The 22,569-nt window shown below is 35.3% G+C and carries 22 protein-coding genes; 7 read left to right on the forward strand and 15 right to left on the reverse strand.

Features of this window, described 5'->3' with window-relative positions:
- Window positions 1-7 precede the first annotated feature (7 nt).
- Window positions 8-1,477 carry a DUF5687 family protein gene (locus tag Q0039_RS02115; RefSeq protein ID WP_297508327.1) on the reverse strand — a complete coding sequence of 490 codons (1,470 nt, stop codon included), beginning with the start codon at window positions 1,475-1,477 and terminating at the stop codon, window positions 8-10.
- Between the two features lie 258 nt (window positions 1,478-1,735).
- Window positions 1,736-2,569: a sulfite exporter TauE/SafE family protein gene (locus Q0039_RS02120; protein WP_297508329.1), complete on the reverse strand. Its 834-nt coding sequence runs from the start codon at window positions 2,567-2,569 to the stop codon at window positions 1,736-1,738.
- 75 nt (window positions 2,570-2,644) lie between these two features.
- Between Q0039_RS02120 and Q0039_RS02125 the strand changes: the two genes are divergently transcribed.
- Window positions 2,645-3,691 (forward strand): ferredoxin--NADP reductase, encoded by a 1,047-nt coding sequence (locus Q0039_RS02125; RefSeq protein WP_297508331.1) that lies wholly within the window; start codon window positions 2,645-2,647, stop codon window positions 3,689-3,691.
- A gap of 3 nt (window positions 3,692-3,694) precedes the next feature.
- Here Q0039_RS02125 and Q0039_RS02130 read toward each other — a convergent pair whose 3' ends face one another.
- Both Q0039_RS02130 and Q0039_RS02135 read right to left on the reverse strand, forming a co-directional pair.
- The gene (locus tag Q0039_RS02130; protein ID WP_297508334.1) at window positions 3,695-4,747 is read right to left on the reverse strand and encodes a glycosyltransferase family 9 protein; all 1,053 of its coding nucleotides are present in this window, start codon (window positions 4,745-4,747) and stop codon (window positions 3,695-3,697) included.
- Window positions 4,748-5,353, reverse strand: coding sequence for a DUF4254 domain-containing protein (locus Q0039_RS02135; RefSeq protein ID WP_297508337.1), 606 nt, complete (start codon window positions 5,351-5,353; stop codon window positions 4,748-4,750).
- A gap of 65 nt (window positions 5,354-5,418) precedes the next feature.
- On the opposite strand from Q0039_RS02135, the gene upp reads away from it, so the two are divergent.
- The gene (upp, locus tag Q0039_RS02140) at window positions 5,419-6,072 is read left to right on the forward strand and encodes a uracil phosphoribosyltransferase (protein WP_297508340.1); all 654 of its coding nucleotides are present in this window, start codon (window positions 5,419-5,421) and stop codon (window positions 6,070-6,072) included.
- Here upp and Q0039_RS02145 read toward each other — a convergent pair.
- Window positions 6,067-6,996: a DUF6427 family protein gene (locus tag Q0039_RS02145; RefSeq protein ID WP_297508343.1), complete on the reverse strand. Its 930-nt coding sequence runs from the start codon at window positions 6,994-6,996 to the stop codon at window positions 6,067-6,069. The genes upp and Q0039_RS02145 overlap by 6 nt on opposite strands.
- A gap of 48 nt (window positions 6,997-7,044) precedes the next feature.
- Between Q0039_RS02145 and Q0039_RS02150 the strand changes: the two genes are divergently transcribed.
- The gene (locus Q0039_RS02150) at window positions 7,045-7,284 is read left to right on the forward strand and encodes a uracil phosphoribosyltransferase (RefSeq protein WP_297508346.1); all 240 of its coding nucleotides are present in this window, start codon (window positions 7,045-7,047) and stop codon (window positions 7,282-7,284) included.
- Here Q0039_RS02150 and purD read toward each other — a convergent pair.
- Window positions 7,276-8,550 carry a phosphoribosylamine--glycine ligase gene (gene purD / locus Q0039_RS02155; protein WP_297508349.1) on the reverse strand — a complete coding sequence of 425 codons (1,275 nt, stop codon included), beginning with the start codon at window positions 8,548-8,550 and terminating at the stop codon, window positions 7,276-7,278. The genes Q0039_RS02150 and purD overlap by 9 nt on opposite strands.
- Window positions 8,551-8,693: 143 nt before the next feature.
- On the opposite strand from purD, the gene Q0039_RS02160 reads away from it, so the two are divergent.
- The 4 genes from Q0039_RS02160 to Q0039_RS02175 are packed head-to-tail and all read left to right on the forward strand — an operon-like array spanning window position 8,694 to window position 12,834.
- Window positions 8,694-10,004, forward strand: coding sequence for a phenylacetate--CoA ligase family protein (locus Q0039_RS02160; RefSeq protein WP_297508352.1), 1,311 nt, complete (start codon window positions 8,694-8,696; stop codon window positions 10,002-10,004).
- Between the two features lie 23 nt (window positions 10,005-10,027).
- Window positions 10,028-10,555, forward strand: a complete 528-nt coding sequence (locus Q0039_RS02165) for an ORF6N domain-containing protein (protein WP_297508356.1) — start codon at window positions 10,028-10,030, stop codon at window positions 10,553-10,555.
- A 3-nt stretch (window positions 10,556-10,558) separates the two neighbouring features.
- Window positions 10,559-11,650, forward strand: a complete 1,092-nt coding sequence (wecB, locus tag Q0039_RS02170) for a UDP-N-acetylglucosamine 2-epimerase (non-hydrolyzing) (protein WP_297508359.1) — start codon at window positions 10,559-10,561, stop codon at window positions 11,648-11,650.
- Window positions 11,650-12,834, forward strand: a complete 1,185-nt coding sequence (locus Q0039_RS02175) for a glycosyltransferase family 4 protein (protein ID WP_297508362.1) — start codon at window positions 11,650-11,652, stop codon at window positions 12,832-12,834. The genes wecB and Q0039_RS02175 overlap by 1 nt, the downstream gene beginning before the upstream one ends.
- On the opposite strand, the gene Q0039_RS02180 is transcribed toward Q0039_RS02175, so the two are convergent.
- From Q0039_RS02180 to Q0039_RS02220, 9 genes are all read right to left on the reverse strand, one after another.
- Entirely contained in the window at window positions 12,831-14,192 is a 1,362-nt protein-coding gene (locus Q0039_RS02180; RefSeq protein ID WP_297508365.1) for an exopolysaccharide biosynthesis polyprenyl glycosylphosphotransferase, read from the reverse strand. The genes Q0039_RS02175 and Q0039_RS02180 overlap by 4 nt on opposite strands.
- Window positions 14,193-14,205: 13 nt before the next feature.
- The gene (locus Q0039_RS02185; protein ID WP_297508368.1) at window positions 14,206-15,189 is read right to left on the reverse strand and encodes a UDP-glucuronic acid decarboxylase family protein; all 984 of its coding nucleotides are present in this window, start codon (window positions 15,187-15,189) and stop codon (window positions 14,206-14,208) included.
- On the reverse strand, window positions 15,186-16,499 hold the full coding sequence (locus tag Q0039_RS02190) for an O-antigen ligase family protein (RefSeq protein WP_297508372.1): 1,314 nt from the start codon (window positions 16,497-16,499) through the stop codon (window positions 15,186-15,188). The genes Q0039_RS02185 and Q0039_RS02190 overlap by 4 nt, the downstream gene beginning before the upstream one ends.
- Entirely contained in the window at window positions 16,447-17,547 is a 1,101-nt protein-coding gene (locus Q0039_RS02195) for a DUF1972 domain-containing protein (protein ID WP_297508374.1), read from the reverse strand. The genes Q0039_RS02190 and Q0039_RS02195 overlap by 53 nt, the downstream gene beginning before the upstream one ends.
- Before the next feature lie 59 nt (window positions 17,548-17,606).
- Window positions 17,607-18,764, reverse strand: a complete 1,158-nt coding sequence (locus Q0039_RS02200; protein ID WP_297508377.1) for a glycosyltransferase family 4 protein — start codon at window positions 18,762-18,764, stop codon at window positions 17,607-17,609.
- The gene (locus Q0039_RS02205; RefSeq protein WP_297508380.1) at window positions 18,761-19,990 is read right to left on the reverse strand and encodes an O-antigen ligase family protein; all 1,230 of its coding nucleotides are present in this window, start codon (window positions 19,988-19,990) and stop codon (window positions 18,761-18,763) included. Before Q0039_RS02205 ends, Q0039_RS02200 begins: the two co-directional genes overlap by 4 nt.
- Window positions 19,971-20,663 (reverse strand): acyltransferase, encoded by a 693-nt coding sequence (locus tag Q0039_RS02210; RefSeq protein ID WP_297508383.1) that lies wholly within the window; start codon window positions 20,661-20,663, stop codon window positions 19,971-19,973. Before Q0039_RS02210 ends, Q0039_RS02205 begins: the two co-directional genes overlap by 20 nt.
- Before the next feature lie 61 nt (window positions 20,664-20,724).
- Window positions 20,725-21,954 (reverse strand): oligosaccharide flippase family protein, encoded by a 1,230-nt coding sequence (locus Q0039_RS02215; RefSeq protein ID WP_297508388.1) that lies wholly within the window; start codon window positions 21,952-21,954, stop codon window positions 20,725-20,727.
- A gap of 54 nt (window positions 21,955-22,008) precedes the next feature.
- Entirely contained in the window at window positions 22,009-22,566 is a 558-nt protein-coding gene (locus Q0039_RS02220; protein WP_297508392.1) for a hypothetical protein, read from the reverse strand.
- Window positions 22,567-22,569 lie beyond the last annotated feature (3 nt).

Below are 22,569 nucleotides of genomic sequence, written 5' to 3' on the forward strand. Positions count from 1 at the left end.
TTAATTGTTATACTTTTTGTTTGTACGCAGCAATCGTTGCGTATTTTTCATTTATATAAATACGTTCAATTTGATTAAATACTTTATCTCGGAAAGCAAATCCTAAAATACCTGCGGCTGTAACCAACAATACTCCTAAATCTGATGAATAACTATAGTACCCTAAAGCGTATAACATTACGGGGAGCAACATTTTGGGTAACGAAATCAACATCGTCTTAGCATTAAATGCCTGTTTATTTCCGAAAACCTGTTGACTCGTTGTTAAATCGATTGGTGTTTTTACAAATGTACCACCCAATAAAACGAGATGTGAATTAAATCCCATATTAAAAATGGCTCCAGCTAAAATTAATTTATACACATCCCATCCAAAATACAAATAGAATGTGGCGATAATCGAAGAAATAAACGTAGCAATCACCATTAGCCACCATTTTGACATCAAATAATCGCGGTATTGAATGTTCTGACTCATCATAAGCGGGTAATAGGCGCTGTCCCAACTTGGAACAAACTGTCCGAAGGTGAACAGAAATCCACCCGAACAAAATATGGCGCCAAACATTTGAAATGCAGGTGCTTTATAACCCTCAATTGTGGAAGAATAAAACAATAATCCGTATGCAATAAATAAAAAACTAACCATTAAGGTCGTTCGCGAACGTTTGTTGCGTTTTAACAAGCGTAAGTCATTTTTCAAAAAGGTTCCCATTGTTCCAAATTGGTTCAACCAGGACAAATCTTCCGTTTTTGCCACCTCTGATTTAGCGGTCAACTGCTCATCCAAATGCATTTTATTGAAGAAAAAACGAAACGTAGCCCAATATAACAACACCAATAAAAGCAAAGGAATTACTGCCAAAAAGGGATAATCAAATAGCGCCTGAAATAATGGAGCTGTCCATTGGGTTAAATCAAAAACCTCATAATACTGTGCCACAGCCGAACCCATAATTAGAATGGCAATCGAATAAAATAGAGCCGCTTTATTATTAATCAATAGGTTCACAAAATTGTTGATGTAGATCATTGCCCACATGGCTAGCCACCAACCTAATGCTGATGGTAAGGGTTCTCCATAATACACCATCATAATTGTAAATGGCAAAAAGAAAAAGGCATGAAGAATATTGAAAAATGAAAAGAAGGTTTTCCCCAACAGAAAGTGAACAATCGTACTTTTCTTCATCGGCAAAATCATCATCGGTCTGATATTCATCACGGGCATTTTCTGTAAAAAATAGCGAATGAATAAATCCCCCATCAAATAATAAATCATAGCCTGATTAATCGTTTGTACCGGTTGGTAACCCGCTTCTTTTAGAAGAGGATACACCGCCAAGGCCAAAATAAGAAAACAAACAATGAAATAAAGCGCACCAACAGCCATTAATATTTTAAGTGCTAAGTTGGTCTGGAACGCAGCCGAACGGCTAAACGATTTCCATTCCAAAGTGAGAAAACGACGAATCATAATTCAGTTACTATTTTTATGAATTAGTTTGCCCATTCGTGTTTTTGTTACAATTTGGGCGGCCAGGTAAATTAACTGTTCATTATCAATAAATTAAATAGCTGAAGTAATCTGTTTCATTGCATTGATAAGACATATTTAGCAAAAAAGACAACTGCTATAGCGTGAAATAATAAATGACTCCGTTCGTATTTTAATGATCAAATAGGAATCGGTAGAGCTACCAATTTTTAAACCACTGTAGAATTTTGAAATAAACTATAGATTTTTAATAATCATATGCAAAATTTCTAATGAAATTAGAGCAATTAATAATATAAACACCCATTTTCTAGTGTTTTCTTTCACGGCAAATTTACTTCCAATATAGCCGCCAAAATAACTTCCAACAGCTAAACAACCGCCATAATACCAATTAACATTGTCATTTAGTGCAAATAAACATAAAGATACAAAGCTGAAAATTAAACATAAAGCACTCTTTGTTGCGTTAGCTTCAATAAAATCAATTCCAAGATGAAGCATTAAGGAAAACAAAATAAAAGTAGCGGTGTCAAGTACAATAATTCCTCCCCATATACCCAATAAACAAAAAAGTAAATAACTAACAATCGTTATTTTTGTTTGAGTATTATTTTTTTTAAGTGAAAGGTTTCTAAATTTTATTATTGCAATAGTAAGTGAGACAAACAATGCGATAATAATAATTTTACTTATCGCTTTAGCGGGCAAATCTTCAACAAACAAAACGCCCAAAACAGTTCCAATGACAAGGGGTATTGCTAATAGAATTGTTTTTCTCCAATTTATTAATTTTTTCTTATGAAATTGTATTGTCGACGACAAAAATCCGACGAATACAGGAACTCTATTAGTCGCGTTGGCTATATTAGGTGGAATACCAAATGAAATTAAAAGGGGTAATGTTACCGCAGAACCGCTGCTGATTACAGTATTCAAAAACCCGCCGAGTAAACCGGCTACCAGTAAAAATAGAGCGTCCCAAAACATATTCATAAATAAAAGATTGAAGTAAAAAATTGTTGTTAAAAGTATTGTTTTTTGTATTGTAATTATAATTTTTAAATTCAATTCTTTTTTTCTCCCGCGCATTTAAGCTTATAACTTTTGACATACTCTTTGTACCTTTGCCAAAAATTTTTATAAATGGCTACTTTTTACAAACTCGTTATAAAAGAAATCCAACGTGAAACAGAAAAAGCAGTTTCCATTGCTTTTCATGTTCCAGAAGAATTACAAGCAAACTATGCTTTTATCGCAGGACAATATGTAACCCTAAAACTCACTCTAGACGGACAAGATATTCGCCGCGCCTATTCTATTTGTTCTGCCCCAAAAAGTGGTGAATTACGAATAGCCGTAAAAGCAGTGAAATTTGGTTTGTTTTCCCAATTTGCAAACAGCAACTTAAAGGTAGGCGATGTATTAGAAGTAAGTCTTCCCGAAGGAAAATTTACATTTGAGCCCAAAGTCGACAGGCAACGTAACTATGCAGCTTTTGTAGCGGGCAGTGGAATTACTCCTGTACTATCAATTTTAAAAACAGTTTTGGAAAACGAACCTCAAAGTTCGTTTGTTTTAGTTTACGGTAATAAATCGGCTGCTGAAACCATTTTTCACAATCAATTACAACAGTTACTCAACCAATATATAGGTCGTTTCTTTGTACATTATGTTTTTAGTCAAACGAATGAAAGTGAATTATTTGGCCGTATTGATAAATCAGTTGTCAATTTTGTATTGTATAACAAACATAAAGAAAAAGAGTTTGCTAAATTCTATTTGTGTGGGCCCGAAGAAATGATTACTACTGTTTCCGACAATTTGAAAACGCATGCAATTCCCGAGAAAAATATCCATTTCGAATTATTCACAACTGCTTCAGAGGGTGGTTCAGCCCCTAATGGAATGGGGCATACGCAAATTACCTTAACGGTAGATGATGAAGAAACTACGTTTGAAATGAGTCAGCAACAAACCATCTTAGAAGCCGCTTTAAAACATGGAATTGATGCGCCCTATTCATGCCAAGGAGGAATTTGCAGCAGTTGTTTGGCGCGCGTTAAAAAAGGGGAAGCGACCATGAAGAAAAATTCAATTCTTACCGATGGAGAAGTTGCAGAAGGGTTAATTCTAACTTGTCAAGCGCATCCCACCACTCCAGAAATTGTAGTAGATTTTGATGACATTTAAAATTTAATTGCCAAAGTGTTCGCCTAGCTGAATCTTAATCTTTTGGAGGATTTGTTCCGGTGTAATGGTTCGCATAGCATTTTCATAGCCCGAAACCTCTCGGTTTCCATAAACAGAAGTGGGTAAAAAGGGATACTGCTCCCGATCTGCAGTGAGGCAATTCGAATCGGGCTGTCCATAAGGTGCAAATCCGGCATAAGGATGGGTTGCTCCCCAAAGGGTAATTGTATTTACCCCATACAAAGCTGCCAAATGCGCATTACCACTATCCATTGAAAGCATCAAGTCCAAATTGGAAATGAGTTCTAATTCATGTTCAAACGACACTTTATTGGCCATGTTTATACAATTAGGACCCAAAAGCGTCATTTTTTCCAAAATCGCAGCCTCATGACGGCCTCCTCCAAAAAGAAAGACTTGAACCTCTAGATTGGCAAGACCTGCTACTACATGTTGCATCAAATCTTCGGGATACGTTTTTGACGAATGATGCGCAAAAGGAGCAATTCCAATCCAAGGTTTGGATTTTGTAGGAGTTATTTCAAGCATCGATTGGGATAAATTATGTTTAGGCAAAAAATAATTCGCGCTAAACTTGATTGGAAAACCCAATTTTTCAAATGTATCCACATGACGAAGCGTCATTGGTTTTAAGGGTGCTATTGATTTGAGTTTTAACCGAGTTAACTGTTTTTTTTCTTGACGGCCTTTATCGGTAAATGCCGTTTTCTTGCCATGAATTAAAAATAAAAAACGGAGCATTTTTGAGCGTAACACATTATGTAAATCGGCTATTGCATCAACACCTAATGCTTTTAAATCACGATACAATCGAAAAATTCCTAATAATCCTTTGTGCTTATGGTTGGTGTGCACCGACAGAAATTGAACCCCAGGAATTTGTTGAAATAGCGGTTTAAAAAAAGGGCGGGATACAACGGTAATTTTAACTTCGGGATGTTGTTGTATTAGTGCCAAAAGCACGGGAATAGTCATGGCAACATCGCCCATGGCAGAAAGTCGAATTACCGCAATATGTTTGCTTTTTTTACCCAATTACTTTTTTTGCTGATACAACACGGGATTTAAGTCTTCGTCGTTGTACATTTTCATTTGTTTATACACTTTCATGTATTTATCCCCATTCGCAATGTCGGTTAACAATTCACTAATGGAAGTGAACATATCACTTTTTTGATCGAGTAATACTTGTAACTTCTCTTGACATTTAGCGCGGTGGTCAATCGAAGCATCCGGGCGGGTTGCTTCTTCGTTCATGTGATAAATCTTTAAAGCCAAAATAGAAAGACGATCAATAGCCCAAGCGGGACTTTCGGTATTAATTTTTGCATCCGACTTAATTGAAACATCTTTATATTTTTGTAAAAAATAGCTGTCGATATATTCCACCATATCGGTACGCACTTGATTAGAAGCATCTATTTTACGCTTTAAATCCAACGCAGCTATCGGATCGATTTGGGGGTCACGGATAATATCTTCATAATGCCATTGAACGGTATCTACCCAGTTTTTTGCATACAATAAATATTCGATAGAACCCTTTTCATATGGGTTTAAGGTAGGTTGGTAAACATCATCGATAACGTGATAATCGCGAATACACTGTTCGAAAATTGGAAATGCAAATTGTGCAAACATAGAATTGATTTTTTTTGCAAAGATAGTTTTTAAACCGTTACTTTGAAATACAAATCATTGGTCGTATGCACATCCATTATATTTCAGAAAACCCGAGTATTTTGAATCATTTCTTGGCTCAAATTCGTGAAGTTACGATTCAAAAAGACCAAATGCGCTTTCGAAAAAACATGGAGCGTATAGGGGAAATTATGGCGTATGAATTGAGTAAAACATTAACCTACAAAGCAATTGAAGTTGAAACGCCTTTGGGCATAAAACAAACCTCAGCGCTTGCAGAAAATGTTGTTTTGTGTTCGATACTTCGAGCAGGATTAGCACTTCATACAGGGTTTACAAACTTTTTTGACGCGGCAGAAAACGGATTTGTCTCGGCTTACCGGCATCATTATAACAATGATGATGCATTTGAGATTCTAGTTGAATACCAAGCAACTCCCCCTATTGATGGTAAAACAATAATTCTAATAGACCCTATGTTAGCTACGGGCCAATCGATTGTTGCGGTTTTAAACAAAATGCATCTGGAGCATAAACCCAAAGAAGTTCATATTGCTGTTGCAATTGCTGCTCCAGAAGGAATTGCCTATTTGCAAGAACATCTTCCAGAAAATTACCATCTATGGGTGGCTGCATTGGATGAAAAACTTAATGAAAAAAATTATATCGTACCCGGATTGGGAGATGCCGGCGATTTGGCATTCGGTATTAAATTATAACTGACTAAAAAAGCCAACCAACCCACAACAAAAAGTAATAAACAAGATGAGTTCCTGTTGGAATTTATTTTGCATATATTCAATGCTATTGGTCGCCAAAACAGCCATTGGAAAAATCATAAATACGAGTAATTCATTACTTTTTGGAATTGAAATTGCAAATACTATTCCTCCAAAAACAGTAGCAAAAATAATTTTTTTGTAGGATGCCTGAAGATTTAAAGGTTTATTCGTTAGTGTAATCATTGCAGGAATAAAGAAAAAAAATACGGCTACTGCAAACATAGAAAAAGCGATATTTTCATATTGATTTTGAAAGTAATCCAACTTGTAATTAATCATTTCTTGTGCCAGATAATGGGAGACGGTTCCCGGTGCAAAACACAGTGAATAGGCAATAAATATTAAGCTGGTAATAAAAACGGCCACAAAAGGAATCAACCAATTTCTAAAATCTCGTGAAACGTGAAAAATAATTGAAATATAGACTAGTAAAATAAATATTAAAGTCCAAAACTGGAAGATACTAGCAATCAAAATCCAAAGAGTGGCATCAAATATTTTTTCTTTAGGTGCTTTTAAGGTTTGTAATGAAACCAATCTTCGTAGGGCTAATAAGATGAAAAAATTAGCCAATAACAAGCGTAAATTCCCAAATAGCTTAGGAAAAAATAACATGAAAATTAAAAAAAAGTAAAGCGTATAGGAGCTGTCTTTGGTTAAAGTATTTTTTTTTACAATAAAATTGGACAAGAAAAGAGAGGCAAAAACGAGAATCAAAGTTCCTATTTTCTCCGATAGGTCCAGCCATCCTTCAAAAGCTAATCCTACATGAAACTGATATAAAAAATAAAACACCAAGGTCGCCAAAACGATCAGCGAATAATTAATTGGTGTAGATTTTTTAAAAATACTTGTAATCATGAGGATATTTTATACTTTTGTGCATGTAAATATAATACTTGTTTAAAAATGAAAGCATTTTTTGAAGCAATACAATCACTTTTTGTAGACTTTTTATTTATTCCTCATGACGCATTACGCACATTGGAATTAAAAGGATATTGGGGATGGTGGGGCGCCAACATTATCAACTGGGTTGCCATCATTATTTGTGGATATTACTTAGTTTACTGGTGTAAGCAATTGACAATTCACCAAAAAAATAACGAAGAAAACCAAGATACAACGGCTCACTCGTTCTTAAAATAAGTCGAAGCCAATATCTTTTCTAAAATACATCTTATCAAAATGGAGTTGATCTATATTTTGGTAAGATTTTTTTATGGCTTCTTGATACGTTGCCCCATAGGAAGTGACCGCCAATACGCGACCTCCATTGGAAACAACTTGTCCCGCTTCTGTTTTTGTACCCGCATGAAAAATGATGGAATTCTCTACTTTATCTAAGCCTGAAATTACCTTCCCTTTTTCGTAATCCTCAGGATATCCCCCAGAAACAACCATTATTGTGGTAGCGCTTCGCGGATCAATTTCCAAATTAAATGCTTCTAATTTCTCCGAAGCAACTGCTTGAAACAATGCGACAAGATCCGACTGTAATCGAGGCATAACCACTTCGGTTTCGGGATCACCCATTCGAACATTGTATTCAATCACATACGGATCGTCACCGACTTTAATCAATCCAATAAATACAAACCCCTTGTATTCAATGTTCTCGCTCTGTAGTCCGGCAATCGTGGGTTTTACAATACGGTTCTCTACTTTTTCCATAAATGCTGCATCAGCAAATGGAACGGGCGAAACCGCTCCCATCCCGCCTGTATTTAGACCGGTGTCACCTTCGCCAATGCGTTTATAATCTTTTGCTGTGGGAAGTATTTTATAACTTTTGCCATCGGTCAACACAAAACAGCTTAACTCAATACCACTTAAAAATTCTTCGATAACTACTTTAGCGCTGGCTGCACCAAATTTTGCGTGAACCAACATTTGTCGAAGCTCGTTTTTAGCTTCTTCCAAATCAGAGAGAATCAAAACGCCTTTTCCTGCGGCTAATCCATCGGCTTTTAAAACATAAGGCGGTTCCAACGTTTGTAAAAAAGTGCAACCTTGTTCAACGGTTTCGGGTGTAAAACTAGCATAACGGGCCGTTGGAATGTTGTGCCGCACCAAAAACTGCTTCGCATATTCTTTACTTCCCTCTAGTTGTGCGCCTTCTTGCGACGGACCGATAACCGGTATGTTTTTTAATTCCAAATCTTGTTTAAAATAATCATAAATGCCGTTAACTAAAGGGTCTTCGGGACCTACAACAACCATATCTACCTGATTTTCAATACAAAATGATTTCAAGCGGTCAAAATCATTAGGATTAAGATCAACATTAGTTGCAATAGTATCCGTCCCAGCATTTCCTGGTGCTACATACAATTTTGAACAATGTAAACTTTGAATCATTTTCCAAGCAAGCGCGTGTTCTCTGCCACCTGAACCAAGAAGTAATATCGTCATGTTGTGTTGTGTTTTTTCCAAGCTAATTTTGGAAATCGTTGTGCTGCAAAAATAGGTTCTTTTTAAGTTTCGTAAAAGGCTATATTTAAAAAGTTTCACAATGCTAGTGCCGAATTTATTATTTTTGATGAAAATTCAATCCGGTGTTTCGACTATTTGATTTATCCCTTCGCATAAATGGTTTTCCCATAGTAAACGCTATCCGAGAATTCTCAAAAATTAAAGCAATTCTTCCCGAAAATTATTCAGATTATTTATCCGAAAAAAAGAAAGCAATAGTTGCATATCATTTACAACACAATCCATTATATCGTGATTTAATTCAGGACAAGACCAATTTGAATTGGGAAACATTGCCTGTAATGACTAAAAAACATTTTCAAAAACCTTTAGCAGAACGTTTGTCTGATGGCTATGTGGTGAAAAATGTATACGTCAATAAAACATCGGGGTCAAGCGGTGATCCTTTTGTCTTTGCTAAAGATCCCTTTGCACATGCACTAACGTGGGCAAATATTTTTGATAAATTTGGGTCCTATGGAATTGATTTTAATCGGTCCTATCAAGCCCGATTTTATGGTATACCCTTAGACCCTTTAGGATATGCTAAAGAACGCATAAAAGACTTCTTAAGTCATCGGTATCGGTTTCCTATTTTTGATTTGTCCGACAAGGTTTTAGATCGGGTTCTAACCGCTTTTTGCCATAAAAAATTTGATTACATCAATGGGTATACCAGTTCAATTGTTTTGTTTGCGAAATTTTTACAACACAAAAACATTGTCTTAAAAACCGTTTGTCCAACTTTAAAATGTTGCGTAGTCACCTCAGAAATGCTATTTCCGGAAGATAAAGTGTTGTTGGAAAAACAATTGGGGATACCCATAATAAATGAATATGGAGCCTCTGAATTGGATTTAATTGCGTTTCAAAATCTTGAAGGAGAGTGGCAAGTGAATTCAGAAACTTTATTTGTGGAGATTCTGGATGAAAATAACAACGTTTTACCCTATGGTCAAGAAGGTCGTGTAGTCATTACATCGCTATACAACAAAGCACATCCTTTTATTCGCTACGATATCGGTGATATCGGTGTTTTAGACGAAAAAAGCACACCTCAAAAACCGATTCTTAAAACGTTAATTGGTCGCACTAATGATATTGCCGTTTTGCCTAGTGGAAAAAAAGCTCCGGGGCTTACCTTTTATTATGTGACAAAAAGCATCATTGAAGACGATGGAAATGTGCAAGAATTTGTAATTAAACAAACCAAAATTGATACTTTTGAAATCGAATACGTGAGTAAGATAGCCTTAAGTGAACTTCAGATCAAAGGGATTGAAAAAGCAATTGAGACCTATCTTGAACCCGGATTAACGTTTCATTTTTCGCGAAAAGAAAAATTAGAACGAAGTAAAAGTGGGAAATTAAAGCAATTTATTTCCTTTATATAAACCAAAATAATACTATTCATTCGATGCCTATGCAAACTCCTATGCGCCCAAATGAAATGGTGCTGGATAAAATTTACTTTATCCGGGGCCAGAAAGTACTGTTGGATCGTGATTTAGCCCAACTCTACGGAATTGAAACGAAACGATTAAAAGAAGCTGTAAAGCGAAATCGATCTCGATTTCCTGAAGATTTTATGTTTATTTTAACTGATAATGAATTTCAAGAATGGAGGTCGCAATTTGCGTCTTCCAAATCATTAAAGATGGGTTTACGCCATGCGCCAATGGCTTTTACCGAGCATGGTATTTTAATGCTCTCAAGTATAATTCATTCGGATCAAGCGGTTTCCGTAAACATACAAATCATGCGTTTGTTTACACAAATGCGGCAGTGGATTTTAGAACATTCCGATTTACAGCATAAAATCCAACAATTGGAACAAAAAGTGGATAACCACGACAAAAATATAGAATTGGTATTTTCGTATTTGGATGAATTGAGCGAAGCACAACCGGAACCCACACGAAAACCCATCGGTTATAAAAATTAGATTATGAAAATTACTATCGTAGCTGGCGCGCGACCTAATTTTATTAAAATTGCTCCTATTATTCGAGCCATCGAAAGCAAACAACGTGACGGTGTATTGCTCTCGTATCGCTTGGTACATACAGGGCAACACTACGATAAAAACCTCAGCGATACATTTTTTGAAGAATTAAATATCCCAAAACCCGATGCAAATCTTGAAGTAAAAAGCGGCTCACAATCAGAACAAACGGCAAATATCATGGTAGCTTTTGAAAAAGAACTGCTAGCCCACCCTACGAATTTGGTTGTTGTGGTTGGTGATGTCAATTCAACTATGGCATGCGCATTAGTTGCTAAAAAAATGAATCTAAAAGTTGCTCACGTTGAGGCCGGAATTCGTTCGGGTGATATGACGATGCCGGAAGAAATCAACCGAATTGTAACCGACAGTATTACCGATTATTATTTTACAACCTCATCCTTAGCCACTTCAAATTTAATTGGTTATGGTGCACATCCAACCGATGTTCATTTTGTGGGTAATGTGATGATTGATACCTTATACCAAAATAAAAGTCGCTTTCAACAACCTGATTTTTGGTCAAAATATAAATTAGAAAAAGCAACATATATTATTCTAACATTACACCGGCCCGCTAATGTAGATGAAGAAGATTCTCTTGTCCAATTACTGCAAGGTATTGATCGATTATCTAATGGGAAAAAAATCATTTTTCCGGTTCATCCCCGAACCAAAGCTATTTTAGGGGAACGGCAACTGAATACGCCCAACATCATATTTATTGAACCACAAGGATACCTTAATTTCATGTATTTGGTAGCCAATAGTTTTGCGGTTATTACCGATAGCGGAGGAATTTCTGAAGAAACAACGGTATTGGGTATTCCGTGTTTTACTTTACGAAACAATACCGAACGTCCTGAAACCATAACCGTTGGAACCAATTACTTAGTGGGCACAAAAATTGAAAGTTTGATACACATATATACCTCATTTTTGGAAAACGGACTAAAAGCAGCCGGAATTCCAGAATTATGGGATGGACGAGCTGCAGAACGTATTGTGGAAATTTTAGTACAAAAAGACCTGTAATGCAAGAAATACTCATTATTTCTAATTATTATCCCCCCGAAAAAGGGGCGGCAGCCAATCGTATTGAACAAATGGCTTTGCAACTCCAAAAAAACAAGTATTCGGTTTCCGTAGTCTGTCCATTGGGAAATTACCCTAAAGGGGCATTGTTTCCAGAATACAAAGGGAAATTTTCGGTAACTGAAAATCAAAACGGTATTCGTGTAAAGCGCCTTTGGATTTATCCAAGTAATAGTAAAAATAAGGCCAAGCGCTTGTTGTCTATCGTATCTTTTGCAACGGTGTTAGTGCTTTATTTACTCTTTAAAAAAACACCGAAGAAAGTAGTCGTACAATCGCCCCCCTTATTACTTTCCTTCTTATCGGTTGCAGTACTTTCTTTAAAAAAGAAAAAAATGATATTAAATGTATCCGATTTATGGCCAATGGCTGCTTTAGAGCTCAATGCTTTAAAAAAAGGGTCCCTTTCGCACAAAGTTTCATTATTTATGGAACGGTTTATCTATAAAAATGCAACCGTGGTATTGGGTCAGTCACAAGAAATATTGGATCATATCTACACCCTATTTCCAAATAAAATCGGATTTTTATACCGTAATTACCCCGATCTTGATGGAAAGCAATTAGCGCTTACAACAAGTACTGAATCAAAAATAAAAATTTTTTATGCCGGCTTATTGGGTGTAGCTCAAGGTGTTGATGCCTTGTGTCAACATATAAAATTGGAAAATACTCTAATTGAATTGCACATCTTTGGGGATGGAGCTGAAAAAAAAGAAATCGAAGACTATTTAAAGCATCACCCAAATCAGCCTATTTTTTTTCATGGAATGATAGACCGAAATACGTTGCATTCAACCTTGAAGTCCTTTGATATTGCCATAGTTCCTTTAACTACAAGAATATATGGTTCGGTACCTTCTAAAATTTTTGAATATGGAAGTTTGGGCTTTCCAATACTTTATTTTGGAGGCGGTGAAGGCGAGACAATTGTAGAAGAGTATGATTTAGGATGGGTAGTGCCCGTTGGAGATTATACTGCTTTAAATGCACAAATTCAAGAAATCAATCGGCTTTCTAAATCGGAAATCAATCAAAAAAAGTCGCTAATATTTAGAAAAACTCAAGAGGTTTTTGATATTCAACAGCAAGTGAAAACCTTAATTGATCAAGAGGTGTTTTAGTAGGCTTTTTCTTCTCCTTTAAAAATATTGATAACCGTTTGAAAAATAATTTTAATATCCATTACAAACGACCAGTTTTCAATGTAAAATACATCGTATTTAATACGATTAATCATGTCCTCATCGGTCTCAATTTCACCACGAAATCCCTTAACTTGAGCCAAACCTGTAATCCCAGGTTTTACATACAAACGCACCATGTATTTTTTGATTTTGGTGGCATAGGCTTTATTTTGTGACCAAAGGTGTGGTCGTGGCCCTACAACAGACATGTCCCCTAAGAAAACATTAAAAAATTGAGGTAATTCATCAATACTCGTTTTTCGCATAAAACGTCCCATACGTGTAACCCGCGGATCATTTCGAGAAGCTTCCTGTTCTGTATTCAAATTTCTATGCATTGAACGAAACTTATAGCAGAAAAACTCTCGTTCATCTAAACCCGGACGCCCTTGAACAAAGAAAATAGAACCCCTTGATTCGATCAAAATCAGTAATCCAATTATGGGTGTTAACCAGGAAAGAACAAATACAATAACTATTGAGGAAAACAAAATGTCAAATGCCCGTTTAAATCCTTTAACTAAAGGGTCATGCAATGAGGTTTTTTGAAGCGATAATACCGGGAACAACTCGTAATAATCAATCTTCAAGTTTTTCGTCAAAATATCTTTTGTGTCTGGAATAAACTTGATTGTTTTTAAATTTTCATCTGCAAATTGAATCAAATCTTTTATTTTCTCATTCGAAATTTCATTCAAAGAACAATAAATTTCATCTATACGGTTTTCTAAAACATATTGCTTTACCTCTTCAACTCTACCCCGTATCTCTAGTCCTTGTTTCTTATCGGAAAAAAATCCAAAAAAACGATACCCGTAATCTTGGCGCGTTTCAAAAACCTCTTTTAGATTTAGGGCTTCATTCGTATACCCAATTATAATCGCTGAACGAAAATTATTATGGGTTAGTAATCGGTATTTTTTTAAATAATAAAAGAAAAAATATTTAAAAGCAGTAATGATAACAAAGCTTATCGATAAAAACCAAGCAATAGCATTTCCACTAAAAACCGTAGTTTTTGCAAAAGGAAAAAAAGCGATAACCACCAATAAGAAAATGGTCGATTGCTTAAGTAATTTTGAAATGATTTCTACCGGTGATGTAAAGCGATAGACTTCATAAAATCGAACTAAAATTGCGATGAAAAACCAAGCAAAAATTTGATATGGAATATAGTACGTAAAATCGACGTATAAATTGCTAAAAAAGTAGATGCTAAGTGCATTCACTACTAGTAAATCCAGTAGTATACTTATAGGGCGAATATATTTGGAATATCGTCCGGTATGATGCACTTTTTAACTAATTTTAGTGAATATAATTTTTAAAATCTTTGTGTTCTTCGCGTAATAACTCTTCGGATGAAAGCGATTTAAAATACGCATAGGTTTTTTGCATCCCTTCGGAACGACTTACTTTGGGTTCCCAGCCCAAAATTTCTTTTGCTTTAGTAATATCGGGTTGACGTTGCAATGGATCATTAACCGGAAGTGGATGGTATACCACTTTTTGATTGGTTCCAGTTAGTTTAATGATTTCTTCTGCAAAGTCGCTAATGGTGATTTCATCGGGGTTGCCAATATTAACAGGCAAATGATAATCGGATAAAAGCAAACGAAATATTCCCTCTACTTGATCGGTTACATAGCAAAAGGAGCGTGTTTGACTACCATCGCCAAAAACGGTTAAATCCTCACCGCGTAAGGCTTGACCTATAAAGGCGGGGATTACTCGTCCATCATTGAGTCGCATTCGGGGGCCATAGGTGTTGAAAATGCGTACAATACGAGTCTCTACACCATGAAATGTATTGTAGGCCATCGTAATGGATTCTTGAAAGCGTTTAGCTTCGTCATATACTCCCCTCGGACCAATAGTATTTACGTTTCCGTAATAATCTTCAGTTTGTGGATGAATTAATGGATCTCCATATACTTCTGAGGTCGAGGCAATTAAAATACGTGCTTTTTTTACCCGTGCCAATCCCAATAAATTATGAGTGCCCAACGAGCCAACTTTAAGGGTTTGAATAGGTATTTTTAAGTAATCTATCGGACTTGCAGGTGATGCAAAATGAAGAATATAATCTAAATTACCAGGCACATGAACAAATTTGGTCACATCATGGTGATAAAACTCAAAGTTTTTTTCTTTAAATAAATGTTCAATGTTTTTTAAATCACCAGTAATTAAGTTATCCATTCCGATTACAAAATACCCTTCTGCTAAAAAACGATCACATAAATGGGAACCTAAAAAGCCCGCTGCACCGGTGATTAATATTCTCTTCATACGTTACTTTCAGTTTCCTTATGGGCTAAGGAATTATAAATACAATAGAACAGGGTGAAAAATAAGACTCCCCGTTGTCGCGACAAAAATGACTCGGTCAAAAATAAGCTTATAATCAATATTGCAAAAGAAAAATGAACGAAATCTTTACGATTAATAGCTGTTTTTAAATTTACTAAGACCATTACAATGCATAGTAGGAAACCAAAAACACCAATCTCTGCAAAAAATTGAATATATTGGTTGTGGAAATTAAACACATCATAACCTTCATACAATTGGTAAGCAATGCGTTTTTGTTTAATTTTTAAATCTGTTGCATTGGCACCATAACCTGTGAACCATTTCCCGTCTTCTTGCATCATTTCTTTAAAAATTCGAAGCTGATAAACCCGAAGTGCAGTCCCAGGAAAAAAATCATTTTTATTAAAAACAGGCCGATTCCAGGCATCTTTAATTGAAACATTAAATACTTTTTCTGTAGGTTTTCCTATATCTTGATTAATAGAAACCGCTTCTGTATTGGATGCAATTTCCAAGTAAAAACGCTCTTTTACCTTTCCTGAAAAGATAACGCCAATGGATAACAAACCTATAAAAACAGTCCATTTCAGACGTTTCGAAAGTTGATTTCTAAATAAATAATAGGTTCGAAAAAGTGCCAAAATAAAAAATAGCACAATGATATTTTTAGACGATAATAATACAATACATAAGGCTAGAATTCCCATTGAAAAATAGTCCCAAAGTGTACGCTTTATCTTTTCCAAAACCATAAAAAACCCAAGTGCTAAATACAAAGAAACGTGAATCGCATTAAGGTCGTTTGTAACTAATTCATGGTAAAAAAACACATGAGTAGATCCAGTAATACCGTATTTAATTGCTGCTTTTAACAACCAAAAAAGGGCATAAAATGTATACCCAAACACATATCCGTTTTTTACTTTTTGTAGTGCATTTTCGTTTTCCAATCTATGCCAAAAAAACACCAGTGGAAAAAGAAGTAAGGGAATTTGTTTGCTTAATGCTGAAATGGTTAACGAAGGGGTTATGCTCCAAAAATAAGACACGGCTATTCCAAAATACAAAACGATAGGAATCCATAACGATTTGGAATTTTGAAAGGCTCCTTTAGGATAAAAAATAATCCCATAAACAACCAAAATAATAGCTGCAATACTACTAAATATATACGGTAAAGGAAGCGTTAATAAAACCAGGAGGACTAAATAGGCAAACGAATTTTGGTGAAGATCAAGGCTTACCTTTTTCCATACATTCTTCAAATAATTGTAGATATTCACCATTTATTTTCTCCCAATTGAACTGATGTACAATCGCTTCGTAGTTGTTTTTTATAAAGTGCAAGTTATCACTTTTTTTGGCACTTTTAAGAATATGAGCGACATCTTTCGGAGTGGAGAAGAAATAGGCATTCTCTTTTAATACGCCTTTATTAAAATCATTATTGTGAGCCGCAATTAAAGCTTGGGAAGCCATTGCTTCCAATAATGATGGATTAGTACCGCCAACGGAATGCCCATGGAAATACAAATTACAGTGGTAGCGTAAATTATTTAAATGTTCCAAATTATAGATACCACCCATAAATCGGATGTGAGCATAATTTGCATAACGATTTTTTAAGTACGTTCCATACTTCGTTTCGTGTTTTCCAACAACTAATATGGGAGTTGTGTCACCACTTTCGACGACGCCATCCAAAACTATTTGAAAATTGTTTTCAGGCTCAAAACGCGCCATAATCATATTATAATTTCCTGCTTCTACCGCATAGTTTTTCAAAAAACTTGCATCGGGATTGTTAAATGGGTAGGCGCCATAGGCAATATAGGTAGATTCTTTGTTGTACCGCTGCTTCAAAAACTTTTGAATACCCAATGAATCTGAAACCAAATAATCGCTACTAAAAGCAGCCAGACGCTCAGCAAATTTCAAAAATTGTTGTACTAGAGGGTTATATTTGGATCGCTTCCACTCAATTCCATCCATATTGGTGATGATAATTGGTTTTTTGGGAAGCAAGAAAAACCAAATCGAATTACTTGTATAACCCAATTGTAATACGATATCAAAATCACGTTTTCGAGCATCTTTTATACAATTGTAATCGTATATAAATTGCCCAAATGTTCCCAATTTATATTCGGGATCGTATTGATGAATAATATGCACTCCATGAAAAGTTTTCTCTTGAAATTGATGATCATGGGAATTATAACAGTATACCTCATGCCCTTTTTCAACCAAGTAAACCGAAAAAAATTCAGCAAATTGCTCAAATCCTCCGTAATAATTGGGTATGCCGCGGGTTCCAAGTATAGCTATTTTCATGCAAAATATTATTTCGTTGCAAAAATAGGGGTTTTACGGTATAAAAAATGATTTTCTTCTTAAGAAAGCTGTTCAAAAAGCTGTTCAAAAGCTTGGGTATAGCTTTGAATAGAGAAATGATTAAGCGCACGGATTTTGCCTGCTTCACCCATGGTCTTAACTTTTTCTGGATTCAGTAGTAGCGTTTGCATGGCGTTTGTCAATGCTGGAATATCGGCAGGGGGAAACAAAAATCCAGTTTGATTAGACACAACAATTTCTGTCAATCCACCATGATTAGAAGCAATAACCGGTTTTCCAGCTAACATGGCTTCAACAGCGACCAAGCCAAAGGGTTCCGGTTCGGTTGAAGGAACTAATGCAATATCTATGGCTGCCCAAAAGGAATGTATGTTTTCTTGAAATGGAATTTGAAACACTTGGGTTTGTAATCCATACTGACGAATTGCTGTTTGTAATGTTTCCTCAAAATGCTCTTGATTGGGTGGAGCTGAACCAATAAACAATAATCGGGAATTCGGAAATTCTGACGCAATAGGCACAAAGGCTTCCAAAGCAGTGAGCTGTCCTTTCCAACGGCTAATTCTTCCGACTAAAGCAAAAACCCTATCGGTAGTTTTAGCATGAAAATAGCGTTCCCTAATTTCCATTTTTTCAGCTTCAGAAACAGGGTTAGGTGTTTCCAATCCGTTGTGAATAACACTGCTTTTTGGGGTTAAAGGGGCTGTGGCATTCCAAAAATCAGCGGTAGCTTTTGAATTGTAAACGATTTTGGTAGTCGATTTGAGTGCTAATAATTTTCCAAACGTTTTTTTAAAAATTCCAGGAGATTCTATAATTTCATGGACATGCCATACGTGAGGGATTTGTAACTTTTTAGCAGCAAATACACCCAATAAAACGGCCAATGTGTTGGAATAAATTAAATCGAAATGGTGTTGCGCGTGAAGCTTTTTAACCGTTGCTAATCCCGTTTGAATATCTTTAATAAATCGAATAAGGTTCATTGGAGTAACCATTTTTCGATACAATTTCAAAACGGGTGTGATATGAACTTCTGCTTGACAAGCCTCTAAAGCAGGGCGCAAAGGGCCGTCAAAAGGAAGCAATACAACAATTTTATACTGTTGTGGATTCAGGTTTTTAATCAATGCTAGTAAGGTTTTATCAGAACCATACAATTCGGCCGCTTGGTGAATAAACAATAGGGTTCTCATGATTTTTGTTGTACTAATTGATTTTTATAAGCAAACAAAAATCCGATGAGCAATGATTTAGAATCTAATAAATTGTAAACCCCCATGAAGACCCAATTGGATAAAACTAAAAACACCCCGGTTCCAATAAAAAGTAATTTTAAGGTATACAGCTCCTTTGTGTTAGAACGCGGATTATAGAGAAAGAAAAAAATAGTGATAAAATAAATACACAAACCAAAAATACCTGTTTTCAACAATACCGTCATAAAACCGTTGTGTAATATTGAAATTTGTCGAAGTTCCATATCACCTAAATACACTTTCTGCTTCAAGTCAACTTGAGAGCCAATGCCCTCTCCAAACCACCAAGTTTCATTATGACTTAACTGTTGAGCCGTGCGAATATTTTCATACGATCGGTAATTATCATTAAAATCTTTCCAATCATCACGGTTAATTTTGGTACTAAAAGCTTCACCAGGAGCCATCTTGATTTTGTATAAAAACTCATCCAAACCGTCTCCATTGCGCTGTGGATTATAATAATACACCGCTGTATATCCCACGATAATGGATACAAACAGCGTTGTGATAATTTTCAAGGAACGTTTGTTTAAAATTAAATACCCTTTCATTCCTATGAATAAAATGGCAAATTGAAGAAAATTTGTTCGTGCTAAATAAAAGAAACTAGAAACGCCTAGTAAAAGTAAAAAGTTTCGCCGTTGTTTTGGAGTTAAACCAAGATCAAACTGCTTATTAAAAAGTAAAAACAATAAAGCATATACTTCGTAATCATTAAAATATCCGCCATATTCACGAATCTCTCGAACATTTGCCGCTCCATGAAAAACAAATCCATAAGCCACCATAACCAAGTGAATACAGGCCATTGCAACACCTGAATTTACCAAAAATCGGAACGGTTTTTCAATCCCTTTTTGAAATAATTGATACCCTATTAGCAAACCTAAAACGGGTTTCATCATATAGGTAATGTCACGAACGGTATAGTAAAGTGAATAATCAAAAAAACGGCCAACAACAAACCCTAAGAGCAAAAGAAAGACAAATATTCCCCAATAGGATATAAACTCTTTGGAATAACTTTTACGAAGAGAAATAATTGCTACGACTAGCCAAATTAAAAAGGAAATTTCGTAATTGTTGAAATACGGAACAATCACGCAAAGGGAAAACAATAGTTGATGTAATGAACTAATTTTATTCTTTGGCGTCATCATAAACCCTTTTGATTACTTTGGCTGGCACGCCCCCAATAACACAATTGTCTGGATATACGCCATTTACAACAGCTCCAGCAGCAATAACGCAATTAGAGCCAACTTGGCAACCGTCTAAAAAAGTGACTTTTGCACCCACCCATACATTATTACCGATTTTTATACCTTTTGAAGTTACTCCTTGTAATCGAATGGGTACATTCGGATCGGAAAAATTATGATTCTCCGAATGAAAGCTAACATAAGAACCCATGATTACATGATCCCCGATTTCGATACCTCCTGCGGCACCAAATTCAGTAAACATTCCAACAGCAGAATGATTTCCCATTTTTAATCCTACACCAAATTTGGAAAAATGACTCGTCGAACTCAAAGTTGAATACGCCCCTATTTTTACACAATCTCCTAAAACAATGGGGTGGCTTGAATAACCATCTAAAATACAGTGATGATCAATGGTTACACTTTGTCCAAATTGAATATTCCCAACATTAAGAAACGACGTATGGTTACCTACAAAAACTTTTCGCCTGGTTTTAAGCAAACCGCGAACCAACATAATAAAGCGTTTGTAGAGGGTACAATAAAACAACCCAGAAGGTATTCGAGGGTCAATTTGATAGTCTTTACCGGATTTATTCAATAATTTTTGAAAAATTGTTTTAATCATTACTGATGGGAAAGCCTGGTTAGTTCATTTCAAAGGTACACTTTTTAAGCAAATTACGGATTTATTTCATCTGAAGTCGATCTTTTAAATACCAAGAAAAAAGTATTATGGTCATCATTTCGGTTGCGATTAAGACCCAAAAAACACCGCGAATTTGGAAAAATGGGATACTAATAGCGATAAGAAGCGTGCTAAAAACCACTAAAATCATCGTAGTACGGGTATAAACACGCTGCATACCATACCCCAACAACAATTGTTTTAAGGGAATAGAAAGCGCCATAAGTAACGGAACCCAAATACCCCACTGTAATAAGTCGGCGGTTTTGTAAATAGATGATTTTGTAAAAAAAGAAACCACCCATTCAGAAAATAAATACAAGAAAGCCATTGAACCCGCAATAAAGCAGAAATTCATGCCGTTAAAACTTTTCCAATAACGCATAGCTTCTCGAGTATTTGTTTCAATTAGGTAACAGACCCTTGGATAGACAAAATTGAAAAAAAGTAAAATGTAAGTTTTAAAAATAACTATGATTTGCTCAACAATTCGGAACTGTCCTGCCAAGAAACTCGATCCGAAATACCCTAATAATACAATCGGAGAATACATTTGCAAAGACACAAAAATCTGTGAGGTAAATAATGAAAAATTATTCTTCAAAAGGGTTTTAATATTGTTTTTTTGAAAATCTTCCCAAGAGAAATGATACTTTTTAAAACAATAAATTAGAATTATTCCATAAGCCATTATATTGGCTATTCCCCAAAATAAATTGACATAAATATAATCCGAAGGCGATTGAATACATCCAAAAATTAATAGTAAGTATACTAATTTGGAACCAATAGTCATTAGAGTAATTCGGGTAAAGTCTTCTAAACCCTGTAACAACCACGTTGGATTTAACAATTGACCTAAAAGAATCGGTATTCCTAAAAAAAATAGTGCGCGCTCCTGATTAAAAAAAGGAAATAGCACAACAACACCCATAAAAATAAGCGTTGTCAAAACAAAAAGAACTGCTTTAGTTCCTAATGTCGTGGCAAAAATGGCATTTCGTTTTTCGGGATGATCGCGATGAACTGCCATTTCTTTAACGGCAGAAATGTCTGTTCCATAGTCAATAAATACCATCAAGAAAAAAGCAATCGCCATTCCAATGCTAATTTTGCCATAATTGGCTACACCACATTGAAGCACCAAATAAGGCACAACCAGAAGAGGTGTGACCAAATTGAATAATTGGCCAATACCATAGATCGAAAGTTGTCGGAGTTGTTTTTTCAAAATCGAAGGATAAAAAAACCATAAGATAAAGCTTATGGTTTTATTCGGAATTTTTTATTTTTTTCCTATAGTAATTTCTTTAATTTTTTTATTCAATTCATCCGTAGGATAGAAATATGGTGTCTTATATTCAGCACCTTTTTTTACAATTTTCAAAGCGCCTATTTTTGAATCAATGCTTGCAGAAAATTCATTCTCATTATTGATAAAATACTTGAAAAATTCGGTTCCTGCAATCGTAATTTCTCTATTTTCATAACCGATTTTTATTCCAAATACTTTTACAGTATCTTGTGCTTTATTCATACCGAAATCAAATCGGATATTGGTTGGGAATCGATCTTCGCGTAATTTAAATGAAATTGTTTCTTTCGTGTTCTCCCCTTTTGTGCCGGCCCATGTAGCATTTTCTGCCGTAAAATTTATGGAATTATCTTCGGTGTAATACAATGCAAAATCATCTTTTTGAGTGGCCTGAACATCTACATCAGCATAAAAATAGTTTTTTATTTCTTTTTGTTCTTTTTGGGGATCCACTTGATCATCTTGGTTTTCATTTTTACAAGAATAAAATAATGCAGCGCAAGCGAATAGTAAAAATAACGTTCTCATTAG

Source organism: Flavobacterium sp. (genome assembly GCF_027484945.1).
Classification (GTDB): domain Bacteria; phylum Bacteroidota; class Bacteroidia; order Flavobacteriales; family Flavobacteriaceae; genus Flavobacterium.